Origin of the sequence: Rhodococcus sp. EPR-157 (assembly GCF_001647195.1) — a bacterium.
GTDB lineage: Bacteria > Actinomycetota > Actinomycetes > Mycobacteriales > Mycobacteriaceae > Rhodococcoides.
This window is the reverse complement of record NZ_LVCV01000037.1, coordinates 1-21,714: the sequence shown is the minus strand read 5'-3', so window position 1 is coordinate 21,714 and position 21,714 is coordinate 1. Positions and strand designations below refer to the sequence as shown.

At 64.2% G+C, this 21,714-nt stretch carries 16 protein-coding genes; 7 read left to right on the top strand and 9 right to left on the bottom strand.

Translation table 11 applies throughout. The annotated features are described in order from the left end of the window. Positions 1-404: 404 nt before the first annotated feature. Complete coding sequence (locus A2J03_RS01615) at positions 405-1,007, top strand: transglycosylase family protein (protein ID WP_068368815.1); 603 nt, start codon at positions 405-407, stop codon at positions 1,005-1,007. A 94-nt stretch (positions 1,008-1,101) separates the two neighbouring features. On the opposite strand, the gene A2J03_RS01610 is transcribed toward A2J03_RS01615, so the two are convergent. Then, on the bottom strand, positions 1,102-4,086 hold the full coding sequence (locus A2J03_RS01610; protein WP_197480557.1) for a UPF0182 family protein: 2,985 nt from the start codon (positions 4,084-4,086) through the stop codon (positions 1,102-1,104). Between the two features lie 255 nt (positions 4,087-4,341). Between A2J03_RS01610 and A2J03_RS01605 the strand changes: the two genes are divergently transcribed. Next, the gene (locus A2J03_RS01605; RefSeq protein WP_197480561.1) at positions 4,342-4,947 is read left to right on the top strand and encodes a PPA1309 family protein; all 606 of its coding nucleotides are present in this window, start codon (positions 4,342-4,344) and stop codon (positions 4,945-4,947) included. 33 nt (positions 4,948-4,980) lie between these two features. On the opposite strand, the gene A2J03_RS01600 is transcribed toward A2J03_RS01605, so the two are convergent. Then, positions 4,981-6,003 (bottom strand): YlbL family protein, encoded by a 1,023-nt coding sequence (locus A2J03_RS01600; protein ID WP_068368810.1) that lies wholly within the window; start codon positions 6,001-6,003, stop codon positions 4,981-4,983. A gap of 136 nt (positions 6,004-6,139) precedes the next feature. On the opposite strand from A2J03_RS01600, the gene A2J03_RS01595 reads away from it, so the two are divergent. From A2J03_RS01595 to A2J03_RS01585, 3 genes are all read left to right on the top strand, one after another. Beyond that, complete coding sequence (locus A2J03_RS01595) at positions 6,140-7,531, top strand: zinc-dependent metalloprotease (RefSeq protein WP_068368807.1); 1,392 nt, start codon at positions 6,140-6,142, stop codon at positions 7,529-7,531. Between the two features lie 146 nt (positions 7,532-7,677). Then, the gene (locus A2J03_RS01590; RefSeq protein ID WP_231912320.1) at positions 7,678-8,538 is read left to right on the top strand and encodes a hypothetical protein; all 861 of its coding nucleotides are present in this window, start codon (positions 7,678-7,680) and stop codon (positions 8,536-8,538) included. 69 nt (positions 8,539-8,607) lie between these two features. Beyond that, entirely contained in the window at positions 8,608-9,924 is a 1,317-nt protein-coding gene (locus A2J03_RS01585; protein WP_068368787.1) for an ABC1 kinase family protein, read from the top strand. A 50-nt stretch (positions 9,925-9,974) separates the two neighbouring features. On the opposite strand, the gene A2J03_RS01580 is transcribed toward A2J03_RS01585, so the two are convergent. From A2J03_RS01580 to A2J03_RS01570, 3 genes are all read right to left on the bottom strand, one after another. After that, positions 9,975-10,322, bottom strand: a complete 348-nt coding sequence (locus A2J03_RS01580) for a WhiB family transcriptional regulator (RefSeq protein ID WP_068368843.1) — start codon at positions 10,320-10,322, stop codon at positions 9,975-9,977. A gap of 155 nt (positions 10,323-10,477) precedes the next feature. Continuing rightward, positions 10,478-10,891, bottom strand: coding sequence for a hypothetical protein (locus A2J03_RS01575; RefSeq protein ID WP_068368784.1), 414 nt, complete (start codon positions 10,889-10,891; stop codon positions 10,478-10,480). Between the two features lie 128 nt (positions 10,892-11,019). Next, a complete protein-coding gene (locus tag A2J03_RS01570) occupies positions 11,020-13,149 on the bottom strand; it encodes an ATP-dependent DNA helicase UvrD2 (RefSeq protein ID WP_269455170.1) in 2,130 nt (709 codons plus the stop codon). A 107-nt stretch (positions 13,150-13,256) separates the two neighbouring features. Between A2J03_RS01570 and A2J03_RS01565 the strand changes: the two genes are divergently transcribed. Next, entirely contained in the window at positions 13,257-13,529 is a 273-nt protein-coding gene (locus A2J03_RS01565; RefSeq protein ID WP_068368837.1) for a mycoredoxin, read from the top strand. A gap of 6 nt (positions 13,530-13,535) precedes the next feature. Here A2J03_RS01565 and nudC read toward each other — a convergent pair whose 3' ends face one another. Beyond that, complete coding sequence (gene nudC / locus A2J03_RS01560) at positions 13,536-14,441, bottom strand: NAD(+) diphosphatase (protein ID WP_068368781.1); 906 nt, start codon at positions 14,439-14,441, stop codon at positions 13,536-13,538. 26 nt (positions 14,442-14,467) lie between these two features. Beyond that, positions 14,468-15,535: a potassium channel family protein gene (locus tag A2J03_RS01555; protein ID WP_068368778.1), complete on the bottom strand. Its 1,068-nt coding sequence runs from the start codon at positions 15,533-15,535 to the stop codon at positions 14,468-14,470. 153 nt (positions 15,536-15,688) lie between these two features. On the opposite strand from A2J03_RS01555, the gene A2J03_RS01550 reads away from it, so the two are divergent. Further along, positions 15,689-16,075 (top strand): DoxX family protein, encoded by a 387-nt coding sequence (locus A2J03_RS01550; RefSeq protein WP_068368835.1) that lies wholly within the window; start codon positions 15,689-15,691, stop codon positions 16,073-16,075. A 28-nt stretch (positions 16,076-16,103) separates the two neighbouring features. Here the strand turns inward: A2J03_RS01550 and A2J03_RS01545 are convergent, their stop codons facing one another. Then, a complete protein-coding gene (locus A2J03_RS01545) occupies positions 16,104-19,529 on the bottom strand; it encodes an ATP-dependent helicase (RefSeq protein ID WP_269455169.1) in 3,426 nt (1,141 codons plus the stop codon). Beyond that, positions 19,526-21,714, bottom strand: a 2,189-nt coding sequence (locus tag A2J03_RS01540; protein ID WP_156520136.1) for a UrvD/REP family ATP-dependent DNA helicase, incomplete at its 5' end; no start/stop codon positions are given. The genes A2J03_RS01540 and A2J03_RS01545, both read right to left, overlap by 4 nt.

Sequence of the window (21,714 nt, the reverse complement as noted above, 5' to 3'; positions counted from 1 at the left end):
CCTCGATTTCAGTGCCCCGCATCACAAATTTTAGGTGATACATCCCACATAACGGACCTGTAACGAACGGGATACGAATACACACCGAGGTCCGCCCACCAGGCGAAATGCTGCCTTCAGTCCCACAATGTGGATTGCTTCTTTCCCAAATCTTAGTGTGACGTCACCGAATTCCTCGACTACCTTCACGGTCGGCCCTAAAACACAGGGTCAGTACCACCCCCGCCGCTGCATTGCTCTGCCCCGCGGGAGTGGATCCCCGAAACGCACGGGGGCAGAGCCGCAACACGTACGACGCCGCACCTCCTCGGGACGGCCTCTCGAACAGGTGCACAGGACGCACACTCGCAGTCGAGTGTCCTACGGCTGGTTGCGACGGCAAGCGCGGAGAGGATTCACCCCGTATGACCACAGAAACACATTTCGCCAAGCGTGCACTCGGATGGGCCGTCGTCACAGGCGCCGTCGTAGCGATCCCCCTCGGCCTGTCCGTGGGTACCGCCAGCGCAGCCGAGCACAACTGGGACGGCGTCGCACAGTGCGAGAGCGGCGGCAACTGGAACATCAACACCGGCAACGGCTACTACGGCGGCCTGCAGTTCTCGCAGAGCACCTGGACCGCGAACGGTGGCAGCGGATCGCCGCACAACGCCTCCAAGGCCGAGCAGATCCGCGTCGCAGAGAACACCCTGCAGAGCCAGGGCCCCGGCGCATGGCCCACCTGTGGCAAGAACCTGACCACCGGCACCTCGGCTTCCGAGCCCGAAGAAGCTCCCGCGGCTCCCGTCCAGCAGGCACCGGCAGCACCGGCAGCACCTGCAGCACCGGCAGCACCCGTCGCTCCCGAGTACCAGGCGCCGGCCCAGCAGGCAGCCGAGCAGGCAACCACAGCAGCGCAGCAGGGCTTCGACGCCGCCTCCGCGCTCGCCGCTCAGTACGGCCTGAGCGCTCAGTTCGAGCAGCTCGTCAGCGCGAACGCACCTGTTCTCGCGTCGATCGGCCGCTAGCTCGAGGTCTTTTAGACTGACCGGCACATAGACGAAGCGCCCGCCGTCACTTCAGTGAAGTGACGGCGGGCGCTTTGCCGTACCGGGTCGAACGTCAGTTGGCGTTGTACGCGTTGATAGCTTCCTGGAGCGCATCGAACGCGTCGCCCAGCCTGCCGAGATCGCCGCTTTGCTGCGCCGACCTGACTTCGGCGAGAGCCGAGTTGAGCCGCTGCACCTCCGCTGCCGTCGGTTGACCCTGCTGAGCTGGTGCAGGTGCAGCAGGCGCCGCTTCCGTACCGCCCTGAGTCCCGCTCGCCGGAGGTGTCGTCTCCGTTGTCGGCTGCGGATCGGCAGCTTCACCGCCGGGAGCGGTAGCAGCAGTACCCGTTCCCGAGCCGAAGACCTGATCGAGCGCCTCCGACAACCTGGCTGCGTAACCGACGCGAACGCCGCCTTCGGAGCCCGGTTCGCGATAGCTGACGAGCACCTTCGTCAACTGCGGGAAGGTGGACGTCGAAGCATTCTTCCGTGAGGTGTACAACGGCTCGACGTACAGAATTCCTCCGTCGGCAATGGGCAACGTCAATAGATTGCCGTACTGCAGCTCGTTCGATTGCTCGAGCAGCGTTCTGTCCGACGCCACACGCGCATCCGAGGTCATCGAGTTCTGCGCCTGCTGCGGACCCTGAGTCTGAGTTTGGGTCGGAAGCTGCAGAATCGTGAACTTCCCGTAGTCCTCCGGATCGGATCGGACCGAGATGTACGACGCCAACAACTCTCGGTTGAACCCGACCATGGCACTCGTCAGGCGGAACGACGGCTCTCCGGTGTCAGGGTCGCCGATCAGCACGTAGTACGGAGGTTGGTTGAACTCACTGCCCGCGCCGCTGTTGCTCGTCGGGTCGCTCGGAACGGACCAGAACGCGTTGTTGGTGAAGAACTCGTTCGGGTTGTCCACGTGGTACTTCGCCAGCATCTCGCGCTGAACCTTGAACAAATCCTCCGGGTAGCGGAAGTGCGAACGGAGTTCGTCCGAGATCGCAGATTCGGGCTGAACCGAATCCGGGAACACGCCCATCCATGCCTTCAGGACCGGATCGTTGTCGTCGACCTGATAGAGCGTCACCGTGCCGTCGTACGCGTCGACCGTCGCCTTGACGGAGTTGCGGATGTAGGAGACCTCTTCTCGCGGAAGCGGTCTACCCGTCGTCGGCTCCACGCTGTCGACGGTGAGTCCGTCCAAGGACGCACGCTGAGCGTAGGGGTAGTTCTCCAATGTGGTGTATCCGTCGACGATCCATACGATTTTGCCGTCCACGACCGCCGGGTACGAGTCGGTGTCGGTGGTCAGCCACGGCGCAACCTTCTGCACTCGATCCCGTGGATCACGATTGAACAGAAGCTTGGAATCGTTGCCGATCGCGCTGGAGAACAGGATGTTGCGCTCACCGTACTTCGCGGCGAAGGCAAGTCGGTTGAACCAGTTGCCTACCGAGACACCACCTGCACCGGTGTAGGTGTAGTTCGAGTCGTCGGTGTCGTACTCGCGGTCGCCGGACTCGGCTGCTCCGACGATCGCATAGTCAGGATCGGCCTGCGCGATGACCTCGCCGTAGTAGATGCGGGGTTGGTCGACCGGGATGACCTGTTCGGTCCCTTCCGACGCAATGTCGCTGACGGTGTAGATCGGGTAACCACTGTTGCTGTTCGCACCCTCGGAGGTGGGATCCTGCACTGCAGCGTTCACTCGGTTCGCAGGCGCTGCGACGAATCCGTTGCCGTGGGTGTACACCGTGTGGCGGTTGATCCAGTCCAGCTGGTTGCCCGTCAGACTTTCCGGGGACAGCTCACGCGCAGCGACGATGTAATCCTGCAGCTGACCATTGATCTCGTAGCGGTCGATGTCGAGCGTCTCGGGGAAACCGAAGAAGTTCTTCAGCTGCTGCTGCTGAGTGAAGGTTCTCGACAGCACGTTCGGATCGAGCAAACGCGTGTTGGCGATGGTCGTGATATCCGCCTGGCTCTCGCGTGGATTCTGCGATCCCTCGCCGGAGTAGTCCTGGTACTCGACGACGTCGTCGCCGATCTTGTATGCATCCCTGGTCGCAGTGATGTTTCGCTCGATGTAGGCGCGCTCCTTCTCCGCAGCGTTCGGACGTACGGAGAACTGCTCCATCAGCAGTGGGAACACAGCGCCGACGAGAATCGAGGACAGCACGAGCAATGCTGTCGCGAGCGCGGGGACCCGTAGGTCACGCAGGAAGATCGCGGCGAAAAACGCTGCAGCACAGATCAATGCGATTGCCAGCAGAATCAGTTTTGCGGGCAGTACTGCGTTGATGTCGGTGAAGCCTGCACCGGAGAAGGTCGGTTCCTTCCGAGTGCTGGAGAGCAAGGAATATCGGTCGAGCCAGTAAGCGATGGCCTTGAAGAACACGAACGCACCGGCCAACACGGCCAGCTGGACTCGCGCGGCACGCGTCAGCGCACCCTCGCGGCCCGCAAGTCGAATTCCGCCGAAAACATACTGTGTCAACAGGTTCGCGAAGAACGCGATCAACGTTGCCACGAAAAGCCAGTTCAGCACGAACCGGTAGAACGGCAAGTCGAACGAGTAGAAACCGATGTCCAATCCGAATTGCGGATCTGTGACTCCGAAATCGTCACCGTGCAGAAACAGCTGAACCGTCACCCAGTTGGACTGCGCGATGAGACCGGAGATGAAACCGAATGCCAACGGAATCCCGACTCCGAAGAGCCGCAGCCGGCTCATGACCGTCGTGCGGTATCGCGCGATCGGATCATTCGGCCCGGCAACGGGAACGAACACCGGACGGTTGCGGTAAGCAAGCAGCAGCGCCACGAAAACGACACCGCCCACGAGCACACCGGCGATCAGGAACAGCACGAGTCGCGTCAGCAGAGTGGTCGTGAACACCTGACGGAATCCGACCTCCCCGAACCACAGCCAGTTCGTGTAGGTGTCGATGAGGCGAGGACCGACAAGCAGCAATGCTGCGAGGACCAAGGCCAGAACTAGTAATATCCGGGCGCGCCGCGATAGCGACGGGAGACCGGTGGGGGCCCTCATGCCCACGTGCCACACTCCAACTTCGGGCGATACACCTAGGTATCGCTGATGGGGTCCCGCGGCGCACTGCGTGCGTCGCGTGTCCGATTTGAGGACCACTGTACGGAACGCATCCCCTACTCGCTCACACCCCTTCGGCGGCGCCTCGACGGTCCGACGCAGCTGCGGTCCGCGATACGCCGATGCACCAACGGGAAGATGCGGCAGCAATGGGATGATTCAGCGGTGAGCGATTTCAGCGACGACCTGTTCCGTGACGGTGTGGACCCCGACCCGAACACCGAGGCACTCTCCGATGCCCTGGCCCGATGCGCCCGGGAGGTGGTCGACTTCGTCGACAGCGAGGGATGGCACCAGCCTCCCCAACTGTTCGCGCTCGTACCGACCTCACTGTTGGCTGCCGCCGAACCAGGACTCCTCGACGAGCTCGCCGACGGTGATCTTCTGACTCCGATCCAGCAACACTCGCTCCCCGAGGACATCAGCGGAGGCTCACGAGCGCTCGACGAATTTCTCGCAACCACCACCTGGCCGGAAGGTGTCGTGGGGTGCGCAATCGTTCAGGAGATCGTCGTGTTGCCGCCCACTGCCGAGTCGGCACTCGACGACGCGCTCGTCCCGCTCCTCGCCGACAGAGACGCGGCCGACGATGCGGCCCGGCACGCCGCGCATACCCACCCCGAACGCAAGGACGGTCGCCTCGTCGCAGCCGTGCTGAAGGACGGACCGTCGCTGACACTGCTTCAGATGCAACCGGACGAGGACGCGGACCCGTTCGCGCCCATCGAACTGCTGATCTACGAAAACCTGGCCCCGGGCATCGTCAGCGCTCTCCACGCCACCTTCGATCTGGTCGAGGACGACTGACCGACCTCGACTCGGTAGCTGGACAAGAGCAGATCAGCAGCTCGGCGTCTCTCCACCGACGCCGATTGCTTCGAGCGAATCGATGGCCCCGTCGAGCGAGTCGACCTTGACCAGCTGCAACCCATCGGGGGCGTTCTGCACCGCTTCGTCGCAATTGCTCGCGGGAACGAGAAAGGTCGTCGCGCCTGCCTCTCGTGCGGCGATGAGCTTGTACGGAATTCCGCCGATCGGACCCACCACGCCATTCGAGTCGATCGTGCCGGTCCCGGCAACGAAGTCACCGTTGCTCAGCTCACCCGGGCTGAGCTTGTCCACCACCGCCAAACTGAACATCAGTCCGGCAGAGGGACCACCGACGTCTGCGAGGTTGAACTTGACCGTGAACGGTACGTCCGGTTCCTCGGCAGGCGTCACTCCCAGATAGCCCTGCTCGGCATCGTCCGGCCTTGCGCCGAGGACGATCGATTCGGTTCGCGTGATGCCGTCCTTCTCCACCACGATGTCGATGGTGTCTCCTGGCGATCGGGCGCTCACCGACTCGCGCACGGCCGTGACCGAGTCCACCGGCTCGCCCGCCACCGACACCAACCGCTCGCCGTCGTTCAGCAGACCAGCAGCCGGTCCGTCGGGAGCAACGGCGCCGACTACGAGGACGATCGGCAGGCCGAGATGATGCAGCGCGGCAAGTTCCGCACTGTCCTCGGACTGCTCGAAGTCGGCCTGGTTGCCCTCTTGGACCTCTTCCTTCGTCTTGTCCGGCGGGTACACCTCTTCGCGAGGGACGAGGCCTTGTCGTCCGCTCGCCCAGAAGCCGAACGCTTCGAAGATGTTCAGCTGATCGCGAACCGCCACCGTGGTCATGTTGAGATGCCCTGTGGTCGGGTCGACATCGACTCCGTCGATCTGAACGACGGGCGCACCGTCTGCGTCGCCGAGCGTGTTGTAGGTCGGTCCTGGGCCCAAGGCCGCGAACGGAACAGTGATGACCGTTCCCACGACGCCGAGCACGACAACGGGCACCAAGGCGGCGACGAGAGTGGCAATCCTACGATTCACCCGACAAACATTAGAACCGCCGACTGTGACAACCATGTGAGACCCCTCCCGAACGGCGCGATCGTCGTTCGGTCTGTTCGCCGTCAGCGTGATCACCAGCGGTGCTGTTCGCGTCCGGGCCTTGTACCGTTGACCTATGAGCAATTTTGGTTTCGGAGGCTCCGACGAGGATCCCGACAAGAAGAAGGATCAAGGCGGCGACGGGTCGGGTGGCACTCCCGGCGGGTTCGGCTTCGGCGGCGAGGGATTCGACCCCGCGGCTCTGGGACAGATGCTCACCCAATTCGGACAGATGCTCAGCGGCATGGGCGCACCGGGCGCGAGCGGGGCGTCCTCGGGCCCGGTCAACTACGACCTCGCCAAGCAACTGGCACGCCAGCAGATCGGGAACATCTCCCCTGTCGGCGCGGGCAAAGCCGATGCCGTCGCCGAGGCAGCGCATCTCGCGGAACTCTGGCTCGACGGGTCCACGACGCTGCCTGCCGGTGCGTCGAAGACTGCGGCGTGGAACCCAGGCGACTGGCTCGACAACACGATCGACACCTGGAAGCGCCTCTGCGACCCGGTCGCCGAGCAGATCTCCGGAATGTGGACCGCCGGACTGCCCCCGGAAGCCCAACAGATGGCCGGGCCGATGATGGGCATGCTCACACAGATGGGTGGCATGGCCTTCGGTTCCCAGCTCGGCCAAGCACTGGGTCAACTGTCCAAAGAGGTGCTCACCTCCACCGATATCGGTATTCCACTCGGTCCGAGCGGTGTCTCGGCGCTCTTGCCCGAGGCCATCGCCGCATTCACCGAGGGCCTCGAACAGCCCGAGCGCGAGGTGCTGGTGTTCCTTGCCGCCCGGGAGGCTGCTCACCAACGGCTGTACAGCCACGTTCCGTGGCTTCGTCAGCGCGTCTTGGCGACCGTCGAGGAATACGCCCGAGGAATCCGCATGGACTTCTCGGCAATCGAGGAAGCGGCGTCCGGGCTCGACCCCGCCTCGCTGACCGATCCGTCGAAGATCGAGGAAATCCTCCAGCAAGGCTCGTTCGAACCGCAGACCACACCGGAGCAGAAGCAAGCGCTGGAACGGCTGGAAACACTCCTCGCCTTGGTCGAGGGCTGGGTCGAGACCGTAGTCGCCGACGCGCTGGGCGACAGGCTGCCCGGTGCAATCGCCCTCGGCGAAACCATCAGGCGGCGCCGCGCGTCGGGCGGCCCGGCCGAGCAGACCTTCGCGACGTTGGTCGGTCTCGAGCTTCGTCCGCGCAAAGTGCGTGAGGCAGGCGCGCTGTGGCGCCTTCTCACGTCGGCCGCAGGAATCGACGGACGAGACGGAGTATGGGCGCATCCCGACCTCCTGCCCGTGTCCTCCGACCTCGACGATCCGGCAAGCTTCATCGACGGCGTCGTCGGCGGCGGTTCGAGCAACTTCGACGACCCGATCGCACAACTCGAAGCAACCGAGGCGCAGGAACGTTCGGCACGAGAGCGGTCGAACAAAGAGGATGGCGGCAAGAACGAGGAGAACGAAACCTGAGTTTCGGCTCGTGGCGGGGTGTGTGCGATTTTCTTCGCCACACCCCGTTTTCTGTGCCGACCACCTGCTCGAGGCCGCTACCACCCTGTGGATAACCGACGCTGCGGCCGGCAGTCGACGACCTCGGCTGTGCCATTGTCCTTTCTGTGCACACCTCGATGCTCCGCCGACCGAAACTGCGGGTACCGGTCTTCTCTCAGCGCGACGGAACCGTCCGGATCGGGTGGAATCCGGAGCAGTCATATCTCGTCACGCCCCCGTCCGGAATCGCCCCACACGTCGTACTCGACTTGTTGCGAAGACTCGATGGAGTTCATTCCCGGGCGCACATGATCTGGTGTGCGGGCACCGTGGGCCTCTCGGCCAACTCCATGTCGACCCTTCTGGCCGAACTCTCGGAAGCGGGACTACTCGTCGAGGGTGCTGTTGAGCCACCGGTTCGAGACGGTTCGAGCACCGAGACCACGACCGTGCACATAGTCGGACGAGGTCCACTCGCCGACGCAGTCGTGGCAGGTCTCACTCCGTCGGCGACCGTCGCTCTTCGACAGTCGGCCCTCGCCCCGGCGCAGCTGATCGTTCCCGACAACGAACCGGGGTCCGACATCGCCGTCCTCACCGACGACATGGCACCGGATCCGCGAGTGGTGACCGGCCTGGTCCGTAGCAGAACGCCGCATCTTCAGGTACGTCTGCGCGACGGCGTAGGAATCGTCGGACCGCTGGTTCTTCCCGGAACCACGAGTTGCCTGCGCTGCGCAGATCTGACCAGGGGCAGTCTCGATCCACGATGGCCTCATGTGTCGGCACAGCTTCTCGGGCGAGTCGGTCACGCGAGCAAGCCGACGGTGCTGGCCACGGCCGCGGTCGCGCTCGCCCAGATCGAAGCATTCGTCGACGGCCGTCACGCTCCCCTGGCCGATACGACGATGGAGATCGATCTACGAGCCCACCTCATGAACCGCCGGAGGTGGACGCGCCACCCCCGATGCGACTGTGCAGTGTAGAAATGGTTGTCACTAGCGCTCTGGCCTGCGGTGTGGGCAAGATCCGGCTCGGTCCGACATGATGGAGGCGTGTCAGACATTCCACGTCGGAGTTCAGCCCGAACTGCCAAGCTCGCCCGTATCCCGATCGGCATCGCCGGCCGGGCCGCAGTAGGTTTCGGGAAGAAGCTGGCCGGCGGCAATCGCGACGAAATCGATACCGACCTCGCCGCCAAGGCTGCCGAGCAGCTGTTCTCGGTTCTCGGCGAACTCAAGGGCGGCGCAATGAAATTCGGACAGGCACTGTCCGTCATGGAGGCGGCCGTACCGGAGGAGTTCGCCGAACCGTATCGCGAGGCGCTCACCAAGCTGCAAGCCGACGCGCCGCCTCTGTCCGCTGCCAAGGTCCACCGAGTTCTCGACCGCCAACTCGGCACCGCGTGGCGATCACGCTTCACCTCGTTCGAGGACACTCCCGTCGCCTCCGCCAGCATCGGCCAGGTTCACCGGGCTGTATGGTCCGACGGACGCGACGTCGCTGTGAAGGTCCAGTATCCGGGCGCCGACGACGCCCTGCGTGCAGACCTGAAGACCATGTCCCGCTTCGCGAACACGTTCAGCACCATCTTCACCGGCGCAGACGTCAAGCCCGTGCTCGACGAATTGATCGCGCGGACCGAGGACGAACTCGACTACCGCATCGAAGCTGCGAGCCAACGAGCATTCGCGTCGGCATTCGCCGACGATCCCCAGTTCGCAGTTCCCCGCGTCGTCGCGAGTGCACCCAAAGTGTTGGTCACGGAGTGGATGACGGGCACCCCGCTGTCGTCGATCATCGCCGACGGCACAGCCGAACAGCGCAACGCTGCCGGCGAGCTTCTGGTGTTGTTCGCATTTGCTGCTCCCGCGCGAGCTGCGTTCCTGCACGCCGATCCGCACCCCGGCAACTTCATGATGCTCGCCGACGGGCGACTCGGCGTCATCGACTACGGCGCGACTGCGCCGATGCCGAACGGGCTGCCGCCCATTCTCGGACAGATGGTTCGTCTGGCTCGCGACGAACAATTCGACGACTTGGTCGAGTTGTGCACGAACCACGGGTTCGTCATCCCGGGTCGAACGGTCACCGCCAAGGAAATCTCGGACTATCTGCGGCCCTTCACCGATCCGATCAGGACCGACTCGTTTCATTTCACCAGATCGTGGCTACAGAAGGCCGCGGGCACTGCAACCGAATTCGACAGCGCGCAGTTCCGTACTGTCCGCGCACTGAACATGCCGGCCGAATACGTCATGATCTTCCGAGTCCTCGGTGGCCTCGTTGGAATCTGCGCACAACTCGACGCGTACGCGCCGTATATGTCGATCCTTACGGAATGGATGCCCGGTTTCTCGGACGAAGCCTGATCGACTTCGCCCGAGAAACCGGATGTGGACGTCGTGGACGTCGTGGACGCTCAGGCGACCTGCTGGTGCTTGCGCGGACGTCCACGTGGCCGCTTCCGTGCGATGACGACGCCCTGATCGAGGATCTCGCCGCCCCACACTCCCCACGGCTCAGCGCGGTCGAGTGCTGCGCTCAGGCAGGTACGACGGATCGGGCATTCGGCACACAACGCCTTCGCTCGCTCCAACTCTCCTGGGGTCTCGGCGAACCACAGATCGGGGTCTGCGGCGCGGCACGGCACCTCGATGCCGGCGTTCTGTGCTGCTCCGATCTGTGCATCGATCGAACACAGCGTCACTGCGTCGATTTCGGATTCGGCTTCGTATCGGCATGTCGTCCGGACCGTGACGGTTGACACGTCGGTCTCCTCTACTTTTCGTACGGCGTGTTTACGGTTGTGAAGAAAAATTCTGCGAACCATGTGGGCCGAACGTTCGAATCCGAGGGGACTCACCGAACGAAAAAGGCCACGGTCCGCGTATGCGGGTCCGTGGCCGGGGAAGGCGAATCGAATTACTCTGTCGAGACTTCTCTCGATGCAGGTTCTTCGATCACGGACGTCGCGTGGGCGAGGCGATGACGTGCTGCGGGGTTGGCGGCTGCTGGGTAGGCGGCTGCTGGGTAGGCGCATGCGGGGAGGGCCGACCACTGCGCTGGGGACAGCGCAGCTGCCTCCAGCGCATCCGCTACCGCTGCCGCGGCAGACGGATTCCCGGCTGCGGGTGCTTTGGCGCCGAGGATGGAGTCACCGAAAATGCGGGAGACTCCACCGGTTCCCGGCGCGGTGACAGCAAATCCGTCAGCAATACCGAATCTCGCAGTAGGGATGCAGGTGGAGCTGCCGACGACAGGCATGACCCGAACATCAGGCGCACCAACAGCATCGGACGTCAAGCGACCGGCCGACACGAAAAGTTGATTCTTCATTTCTCTCCACCTCCTGTTCCGAACTCGTTATGCGGGCAAGTGAACTCGCGGTCTCCCGTGAGCGGTGAAAACAGACTAAACCTGTTGGTACGAACTGCACAAGTTATTTTCTACCTGCGGTTTCTCCGCTACGCAGTCGACGATTCTCGTACGACGGTCAGCACATCCTCACCGAATCGCTCCAGCTTCTTGGCGCCGATTCCTGGAATCGCCACCAGCCCTCGATCGTCCTGGGGTTGCTGTTCGGCGATGGCCGTCAGCGTGGTGTCGCTGAAAACCACGTACGCCGGCACCTTCAACTCTCGAGACTTGTCCAACCGCCACGATTTCAGTGCATCGAGCAATGCTTCGTCGACATCACTCGGATGACTTTCGCAGCGTCCGAGCATGGTCGCCGCCGTTCCGAGCAACGGCTTTCCGCACAGCCTGCATTTGGGGCCGGACTTCTTGCTCGGCGGAGCCGCGATGCGCGAGGCCGGTGAATCCTCGGGTATGAGTCCGGTGAGGAATCGTGATCTGCGCCGTGACTTGCGTCCGCCCTCGTTGCGCGCGAGGGCCCACGACAGGTGCAGGTGCTCCCGCGCCCTCGTGACGCCTACGTAGAGCAGTCGGCGTTCTTCCTCGATGGCAGCGTCGTTGTTGGCGCTCGGATCGTTGCCCAGCGCATGGGAGATCGGCAGGGTTCCGTCTGCAAGACCTACGAGAAACACCGCGTCCCACTCCAAGCCCTTCGCCGCGTGGAGCGATGCCAACGTCACACCTTGAACCACCGGAGGGTGCCGAGCCTCGGCGCGAGCCGCCAGCTCGACCAGCAAGGTGTCGAGATTCAACTCCGGATCCTGGACGAGAAGCTCCTCGGTGACCTGGCCGAGACCCCCGAGCGACGCCCACTTCTCACGCGCCTGAGCGCCGGACGGCTCGGTGGCGGTCAGCCCGAGTGGCGCCAGTACCGCACGCACGAGCGCGGGCAGACCTTCGCCCAGCCTGGATTCTTCCGGAAGATCATCGCGCCCCGATGCGGAACGGAGGGCCGAAATACCCTGCCTCACTTCAGGTCTGTTGAAAAAACCCTCGCCACCCCTGACCTGGTACGGAATGTGCATCTCGGTCAACGCCTGCTCGTGCACCTCCGACTGGGCGTTGATCCGATAGAGGACGGCAATTTCCGCGGGCGAAACGCCCTTCGAGATCAATCGTTTGATGGCGCGAGCGACACCGTCTGCTTCGGCCGGTTCGTCGTCGTACTCGGAAAATTCCGGCTCGGGTCCCGCCGGGCGCTGCCCGATCAGCTGCAACCGGGTACCTGCAATGCGTCCTCGAGCGGCACCGATCACCCGGTTGGCCAACGAGACAACCTCCGGTGTGGATCGATAGTCCCGTTCGAGTCGCACGACAGTCGCGTCCGGGAAGCGCCGAGAGAAGTCGAGAAGGTAGCGCGGAGTCGCCCCGGTAAACGAATAGATCGTCTGGTTCGCATCCCCGACGACCGTCAGATCGTCTCTCTCGCCGAGCCACGCGTCGAGTACCCGCTGCTGGAGCGGAGTCACATCCTGGTACTCGTCGACGACGAAGCAGCGGTAGCGCTCGCGAAACTCGTCGGCGACCGCCGAATGCTCCTCGAGAGCTGCGGCGGTGTGCAACAAGAGATCGTCGAAATCGAGGAGCATTCCGTCGCCGCCGTGCGACTTGAGGTCTTCGTACCCTGCGTACACCGATGCAACCTTCGCGGCGTCCATTGGCACCTCACGGCGAAGTCGCGCAGCCACCGTCGGATAGTCCTCCGGGGCGACCAGCGATCCTTTTGCCCATTCGATTTCGCCGGCAAGATCACGTACCGAATCGGTCGACGTCGACACTCCCGCGCGGTGCGCAGATTGGCTCACAAGAGCGAACTTCCGGTCCAACAGCTGCCAGCTCGTATCGCCGACGACCTGCGGCCAGAAATACTTGAGCTGCCGAAGCGCCGCAGCGTGGAATGTACGTGCCTGAACGGGCGGACCCTCGCCGCCGACTCCCAGCTCGCGCAGCCTGCCGCGCATCTCCCCCGCCGCGCGCGCGGTGAACGTCACCGCGAGGACCTGACCGGCGGATACGTGCCCGGCCGAGACGAGATGCGCGATCCTCCTGGTGATGGTGCGGGTCTTTCCTGTTCCGGCGCCGGCGAGCACACATACGGGCCCGCGTGGCGCAGCCACGGCAGCCGACTGTTCGGGATCCAACCCGGCGGTCATCGAATCCACAGACATGGCGTCCATCATGTCAGCTGGCCCCGACAAGTCTTCTTTCCCTCCCAGCGCTCATCCCATCCCGGCGCTGATCGAGGGCAGATGGAACAACGGTTCCCGTCGCCGTGTTGAATCCTCACGTGACTACCACCGAGGACACTGCATCCGAGAACGCCACGGCACTGACCGTCTACTCCACGACGTGGTGCGGCTACTGCCGACGCCTGAAGACCCAGCTCGACGAAGCAGGCATCGTCTACGCGGAGATCGACATCGAAGATGATCCGAAGTCGGCCGACTTCGTCGGTAGCGTGAACGGCGGCAACCACGTGGTTCCGACGGTTCTCTACGCCGACGGTTCGACCGCTACCAACCCGACGCTCGCAGCCGTGAAGCGATCACTCGGACTCTGACGAGTTTCAGCTTCCGCTCGCTGCCCAGGCCTCCAACATCCCGCGCGCAATGGAGATGGAACCGGGCAGAAGCAACCGGGAATCGGAGTCGCTTGCCCAGTCGCCCAATTCGAGCGCCGAGCGAACCTCGTCCCGATGGAACCAGTGCGCCTCGGCGATCTCACCGTCGAGAAACCGAAGCGGGACATCGGGATCCGCCTTCGCCGAGAAGCCGATCATGACCGATCGAGGAAACGGCCACGGCTGACTACCCAGATAGGCGATGTCGGACACAGTGATTCCGACCTCTTCCTTGATCTCGCGTAGCACGCATGTCTCGAGCGATTCGCCTGCCTCGACGAAGCCTGCGAGCACCGAGAACCGACGTTCCGGCCAAGCGGGAGCGCGTGCCAACAAGACTCGATCAACCCCGTCGTGAACAAGGCAGATCACGGCGGGATCGGTTCTAGGGAACTCCTCGTGACCGTTCGATGTGCTCGTTCGGGACCACCCCGCCGACGACGGCGTCGTAGCGGCGCCATCCAGTGCACTGAAACTGGCACTGGCGTGCCAGTTCAAGATTGCCAGCGCGCTCGTCAGAATCGACAGTTGGGTTTCGTCCAGATTTTCGCCCGCGGTTCGGAGATCCTCGAGGGTGCCGGTCAGCGCGCCGACTCGCTGCGCCCACAGATGGCGACCTCTGTGGATACCGAGGAAGACAGCATCGGGAACCGGATCCGCGGCGACCTCGATCGCCGGTGTGTAGACCAGCCCTGACTCGTCGACTCGAAGCCGACCGCGGTGGTCGACCTGCAGGACTTCGGCGTCCGACCAACCCGCTTGCAGAGCCGCCGAATCCTTGCGCAACTCCTCGGCACGGTTCAACGGAGATCGAGAGAGCAGGGGTGGTGAGGCGAGTTCGAATCGTGGCACGAATACGACCCTACTTGCGCTTCCGGCTACTCTCCGACGCGGCGGATGTACAGAAGTCGATCTGTTGCCTCGACAGCATCCACCTCAGGGGATCCGACACGGAAGAGCTTGCCGCCGCGCACGACGCCGAGCACGATGTCGGTCAGGTGCCGCGGAGATCCGCCCACTTCGTCGCGCTCGACTTCACGCTCGGCGATCGCGAATCCGGCCTCGGGGGTGAGTAGATCCTCGATCATCTCCACCACGTTCGGCGTCGTGGTTGCAATACCTAGCAAGCGGCCTGCAGTCTCCGAGGACACGACCACGGAGTCGGCGCCGGATTGTCTGAGTAGGTGCGTGTTCTCTGCTTCCCTGATTGCCGCCACGATCTTTGCTTTCGGCGCGATCTCACGCGCGGTGAGGGTCACCAGCACTGCTGTGTCGTCTCGATTGGTCGCGACGATGATCGCGGCCGCGTGCTGAGCGCCGGTCAACCTCAATACGTCGGACTTGGTCGCGGAGCCGTGCACGGTCACCAACCCCATGCTCGAGGCGGAATCCAGGACCGTCTGATCCGTGTCGACGACGACGATCTCCGACGCTGGAAGACCGTCACCGATCATCGCATCGACGGCTGTGCGGCCCTTGGTTCCGAAACCGATGACCACGGTGTGATTGCGCACGCTGCGCCTCCATCGCTGAATTTTGAATGCCTGCCGGGACCGCTCGGTGAGAACCGACAGCGTCGTACCGACGAGCAAGATGAGAAAGAGCACTCGCAGAGGTGTGATGACCAGAATGTTCACCAGTCTGGCCGACGGACTCATCGGGGCGATGTCACCGTAGCCGGTGGTCGAGAGCGACACGGTTGCGTAGTAGAACGAATCCAGGAAGGAAAGTTCGCCGTTCTGGCTGTCGCTGTAGCCGTCGCGGTCGAGGTACACCACGAACGCCGCGAGGAATAGGATCCCCAGCGCCATGAGGACCCGCTTGTAGATCGCTCGCCACGGACTCGATTCGAACTCGGGAACTCGCAGAACACCTACCAGCGCGAAGTCCGGTTTGTCGGTCAGCGTATCGCCGGCCGTCAAGCGATCGCGCAATCTACCTGCCACGTCGACTACTCACCTCGTCCACTCTCCACGGCAGGCAGCGTAACCCCATTTCGCCGATTAGCCCGCGCCGACCCGAAAGTCGACTTCGGCCGGTAGCCGGCCGTCGTCCGACACCAGCACGAGCGGCCCCGGCAGGTGTGGCACGGTGTAGCCATGACAGAGCGCACAAGTCAGGCTGCTGCGGTGAGATTGGCCGTGTTGTTGGGCGGCGCAGGCGTCCTGCATTTCACGAGCCCACAGTTCTTCGACATGCAGGTGCCACGGGCACTCCCAGGCAACGCACGCACGTACACGCAGGTGTCAGGAGTGGCGGAATTGGCCGTTGCCGCGAGCCTCGCGGTTCCACGTACCCGGCGCATCGGCGGCGCGCTGGCCGCCGCCCTCTTCGTGGCCGTGTTTCCCGCGAACATCGACATGGCACGCCGGTACGTGAGCAGCCCGAAAACATCCTCGGTAGCGAAAGCTGCAGTGCTGGCACGCCTTCCACTGCAGATTCCGTTGGTGACGGAAGCACTGAAGGCTCGCCGTAACGCGCCGTGACGAGACTGACCGTCGGTGGCCGCGCCGCTCATCCGACGCCGCCGAACTCGACATCGTCGGTTCCCTCGATCAGCGCCGCCAATGCGTGTGCATCAGGAAGCTCGACCGGAGAGATAGTCCGTCCGCTGCGGACGTAATGGAACGCGGCGCGCACCATGTCGAGCGGGACCTGTCCGGACTCGGGCCGCGCGGACGACATCAACTCCGCCCACGCGATTCGGTAGGCCGCCAACTGCATGACGACGGACTTCTCCTCGGTCGCGGTTGGTTCCTTGCCCGTCTTCCAGTCGATCACGGTCCATCCTCCGTCCGAGTCGGCGAAGACGGCGTCGATGCGGCCACGAAGAACGGTTCCGGCCACCGAGGTCTCGAACGGCACTTCCACCTCGATAGGACTTCGCAGTGACCACTCCGAATCGAGGAACGCCTGCTGCAACGTCTCCAGGTCGACGTCGGAAGCAGCACCTGTGTCGGCGGAGCCCGGCAACTCGTCGAGATCGAGCAACCGGGTAGCACCGAACCGACGCTCGATCCACGCATGGAAAGCAGTTCCTCTGCGCGCCAACGGGTTCGGAGGGAACGGCAACGGCCGGCGAAGCCTCGACGGAAGCGCGTCGGGATCGGCGGCGAGGTCGACCAACTGACTCACCGAGAGGTTTTCGGGCAACGCGACTCGCACGCCGATATGGGCGCGTTCTTCACGCTCGGCGAGCAATGCCTCGACGTCGGCCGCCCAGTTCTCGGGGTCGTCGTCTTCGCGCCCATCGCTAGACTCCAGCGCGTCCGGAACCTCGGGACGGCCCAGTGCGTCGAGTACCGCTCGGGCACCACTCTCGACGGCTGCACGTCTGCCGCCGAGCGGATCGCGCGGCCACAGCGCCGAATGTGGCTGCGCGGCGAGTGGATTCTGCGTACCCGCCTCCGGCGCTACGGCCCACTCGTCGACAACAGCGATCGGGTCATCCCCGGACGCGCCACGATCGACGAGTGTCTTCAGCTCGGACAGAAAATCCGAGGGACCACGGGGTTTGCTACTCGTCTCGTCCCAGTGGTGCCCCGATACGAGCAGGACTCGTTCGGTTCTGGTCAGCGCTACGTAGAACAATCGGCGGTCCTCGGCCAACCGGCGCCGAGCCAGCGCGTCCTTGTGTGCGTCGATAGCGTTCTGCAGGTCTTTGCGGTTGTAGATGTTCTCCAGCCCGAGGACGGGTACGCCTTCGGACATGTGCCCGTCGACGTCCACCACTGCGCGGTCGCCTCGCAGAATGGGAGGAAGTTCGGCCATTGCACCGAGCCACGTCGAGGATGCCGTCGAAGACGGAAACACGCCTTTGGATACGTGCGGGACTGCAACGACTTCCCACTCGAGGCCCTTGGCGGAATGGACCGTGAGCACCTGGACTCGATGCGGAGCGACCTCGACCTCACCGGGAGCCAAGCCGTCTTCGACGGTCTCGGCCGCCGCGAGAAAAGACAGAAACCCGGTGACCGTCGCGGTGGGGTTGTCCGAGTAGTCCGCAACGACTACCGCGAACTCGTCGAGATGCTCACGACCGACGGATCCGTCGGCGGTGATCGAAGTCCGCGCCTGGGCCTCGATTCCGATTCCCATCGACCGCTCGATGTCGGCGACCAACTCGGTCAGCGGTTGACCGATCCGATCTCTGAGCGAATGCACTTCAGCCGCGAGCGCACAGATCCGTCCGTAACCACTCTCGGAATAGCGTTCTGCGGGTCCGGGATCGGCGATGGCGTCGGCGAGACCGGCTTCCTCGGAGTGCTCTCCGGGTAGCGAGCTCTCCAACGCAGCGTCCAGGGCTGCTGCGTCGTCCACACTGCCGGAGGTTCCACGACGGCCGCGTATTCCCAGTTCTTGCGACCTACGCGAGAGCGCCCGCAGATCGGCCGCACCGATCTGCCATCGCGATCCGGTGAGAATGCGCATCGCGGCACTGCCCGCCATGGGGTCGGCAACCAGTCGCAGCATCGCGATCACATCGGCGACCTCTGGAATGTGCAGCAGTCCCCCGAGTCCCACCACCTCGACCGGCAGTCCTCGACTGCGAAGCGCGTCGGCGATGGGTTCCGCGTCGGAGTTTCGGCGTACCAGCACCGCTGCAGTGGGAGGCGGTCTGTCCACGTCGAGTGCGAGGCGGTATTCCGCGGCGATTCGGTCGGCGATCCAGTCTCTCTCGGCGACGACCGTTGTGGTCATGGACAACCGTATGTCGCCTGGCGTTGCGTCGGGGCGAGCACGCAACGTGGGGACTCGAACCCCACTCTGACGTAACGGCGCGGTGATGTGGTTGGCACACGCGAGCGCCTCCGGAGGGTTCCGCCAGCTCGTCAGCACCTCCAGTCGTGGCGCAGGTTTCCCGTTCGCCTGCGGGAAGTCGGTCGCGAAGCGCGGCAGGTTCGCGGCCGAAGCACCCCGCCATCCATAGATGGACTGCATCGGGTCACCCACGGCGGTGAGCGCGAGGGTCGAATCGGTCCCGCCACCGAACAGCGAGGACAGCAACACCCGCTGGGCGTGGCCGGTGTCCTGATACTCGTCGAGGAGTACGAGCCTGAAACGCTCGCGCTCTGCACGTCCGACCTCGCGGTGCTCGGCTGCAACCCTGGCCGCAAGCGACATCTGGCTCCCGAAATCGAGAGCGCCTTCGCGCCGGAGAGTCTGCGCGAGGCGCTCCACCAACGGCAGCAGCGCAACTCGCTTGTGCTGTGCGTCGAGCATGTCCAGCAGGGATTTGGTCGGTCCACCGTGTTGGCCAGGTCCCGGGGCCAGTGTGTGGACGAGTTGGTCGAGGTCGGTGTGCGCCACGCGCAGGTCGTCGGGGTCGACAAGGTGCTCGGCGAGCTGGCCGGAAAGCGCCAATACCGCTTCGGTGATCGACGTGGGATTGCGGTCGGTATCCAGGTCGCCGTCCCAAGTGCTGACCACACGGTGTGCCAACTGCCACAACTCGGTCTCGGATAGCAGCGTCGCCGATGGTTCGATCGGCAGCAGCAATCCGTGCTCGGTGAGCAACCGGCCCGCGTATGAGTGGTAGGTACTCACTTCTGGTTCACCGGTCAGGATTCGTTCACGCAGCCCCAGACTCGGATCGAGTGCACGCACCACGTCGGAACCCGCAAGCCGCGCCAACCGCATTCTGATGCGCGAAGTGAGCTGCTGGGCCGCCTTGCGGGTGAAGGTGAGGCCCAGAACGCTGTCCGGTTCGACGAACTGGTTGGCCACCATCCACACGACACGCGCCGCCATCGTTTCGGTCTTACCTGCGCCCGCGCCCGCCACGACGAGAGTCGGGCCGAGCGGTGCCGCGATGACTGCGGCCTGCTCCTCGGTCGGCGGATGCTTCTGCCCGAGGGCGCGAGAGAGCTCGATCGGATCGATACGCGGTTCGAGATCGGTGCGCCTGCGGCGCCGACCGGTGACCACCCCGGTACTCAACTTTCGGTCACCTGCCTTCCTGTCTCGTGTGCCGGGCAACTGGATTTCACCGGACAATGCCTACACCCGTCGTTGACCTGAGCCGCGAATGTCGGGCCCTGGGTTGCTGCTGCGGCTTGATGCACGATGTCGCGCCACTCCTGCAGCTTCTCCGGCGTCGGTGCCTCCTGCACTCGCTGGGTGGCACCGTCCTTGTTGTGCGGCTTCGCGACGAACACCAGTCGTGCACCGCCTGGTTCGTTCGCCGGTTCTCCTTCGATAGCTCCTGCTGCGGCTGCAACCTGATAGGTGGCAAGCTGGTTGTGGTTGCGCGCGTCTTCCTTGGACATGACGGTCTTCGCTGTTTTGACATCGATGATCACCGGACGACCGTCGGAATCGTGCTCGAGGCGGTCGATCCGGCCCCGTAGAGCAACCGCAGGTTCGCCGTCGACGCGTGATTCCAGAATGCCCTCCACCTTGACCTCGACTCCGGCCTCGGTGAGTTCGCCTCGTGTCCCTCCGAGCCACTTCTCGAAGGTGTCGAGCATTGCCCCGGTGCGATCCAATTCGTGGCGCGAGTACCATTGCGACCCGAGCTCTACTGCATCCCATGCCGTTTCGAGTGCACGTCGGACCTGCTCCGGGGGCATCTTGCCGGCCACTGCCTGAACCAGCGTGTGCACGAGCGTGCCCGTGATTGCGTGTGTGTTCGACCCGTCGTTGCCACCGTGCCGGTCGAGCATCCATCGCAGCGGGCAGGTGGTCAGTTGCTCGACGGTCGACGGCGACAACGGGACCGGACCGTCGTCCAGTGTCCACAGCGGCGCATCGGTGCTGACGCCGGCGACGCCGAACCAATCCCGCGGATGAGCGCCCTTGACACCGGCGTCCGCGAGCCGGGCCAGCTGCCTGGCTGCACGTGCCGCCTTGGCCGGGTCCGTGTCGGCGACTGTCGAATCACATACAACGCTGCGCAGCTCCGCGACGAGCATCGGAAGCGCAAGGATGCGGCCGGCGACCTGCGGCTCGACCTCGGGCGGGAGGTCCGTTTCGTCGTCGTTCCCGATGCCGCGGAGTTCATCGAGGAACCTCGACCGGACCAGGTCGGTGTCTCCGGTGCTCGAATCCACTGCCGTCACGAGGAGTGTTGCCCGAGCTCGGCTGCACGCGACAAGAAAGAGCCGCCGCTCCTCCGCAAGCAGCGGAGCAGTCTTGGACAACGTACCGTCGAGCGGCTTTCCAGCATCCACGATTCCCGAGGCAAGGTCGACGAGAGTCTCCGTACCCAGCAGACTCCCTCGCGCTCGGAGTCCTGGCCACAGCCCCTCCTGCACGCAGGCGACCGCGACGAGTTCCCATTGACGCCCGGCGGCGGAGTGTGCGCTGAGCACGGTCACTGCATCTTTCGCCACCGCAGATCTTCCGGAATTGGACGTCGGAATCTGTTGCTGCGATATGTAATCCACGAACCCTGCCAGTCGCGCCTGCGGCAGACGGTCGACGTACGACGCGGCGGATTCGAACAGTGCCACGACCGCATCGAGGTCCCGATCTGCCTGTGCTCCGGCCGACCCTCCCCACGTCGACATCGAGGACCACCGCTTCTCGAGCCCTGACGCCTGCCATGCCGCCCACAGCACATCTTCTACGCCGCGACCCCGGCGAGCTACTGCATGCGCCTTGCGCACGACCCCGAGAACTTTGCGGAGCGGAGCGGATTCGACGTCGGACAATGCCGCGATCCATGCGGACCCAGCCCGCGTGCCGCCGGTTTCGGCAGGCGCACCGACGGCGGCGATGGCCTGTCGCAACAATTCGGCCGAGTCACGTTCACCACCCGAGGCAAGCTCGGCTCGCCGTACTCCGCGACGGAGCCGACGGAGTGCGACCGGGTCGGCGCCACCGATCGGTCCGGACAGCAACGCCAGAGCGTCCTCACCGTCGAACGTAGGGTCGACGAGAGCCCGAAGAACCAGCAACAGACCAACTGTGCCGTGCTGACGATGCAGGGGAAGCTCCGACGCCGGTGTCACGATCGGGACGCCTGCGGCCTGCAGTGCACGGCGCAGCGGTGCCACGACGCGCGGCACCGAGCGCACGACGACAGCCATCTCGGACCACGGCATTCCGTCCACGAGGTGCGCCCGGCGCATGGCGTCGGCAATGAGGGCTGCTTCCTTGGCCGCCGACGGCAGAACCTCCA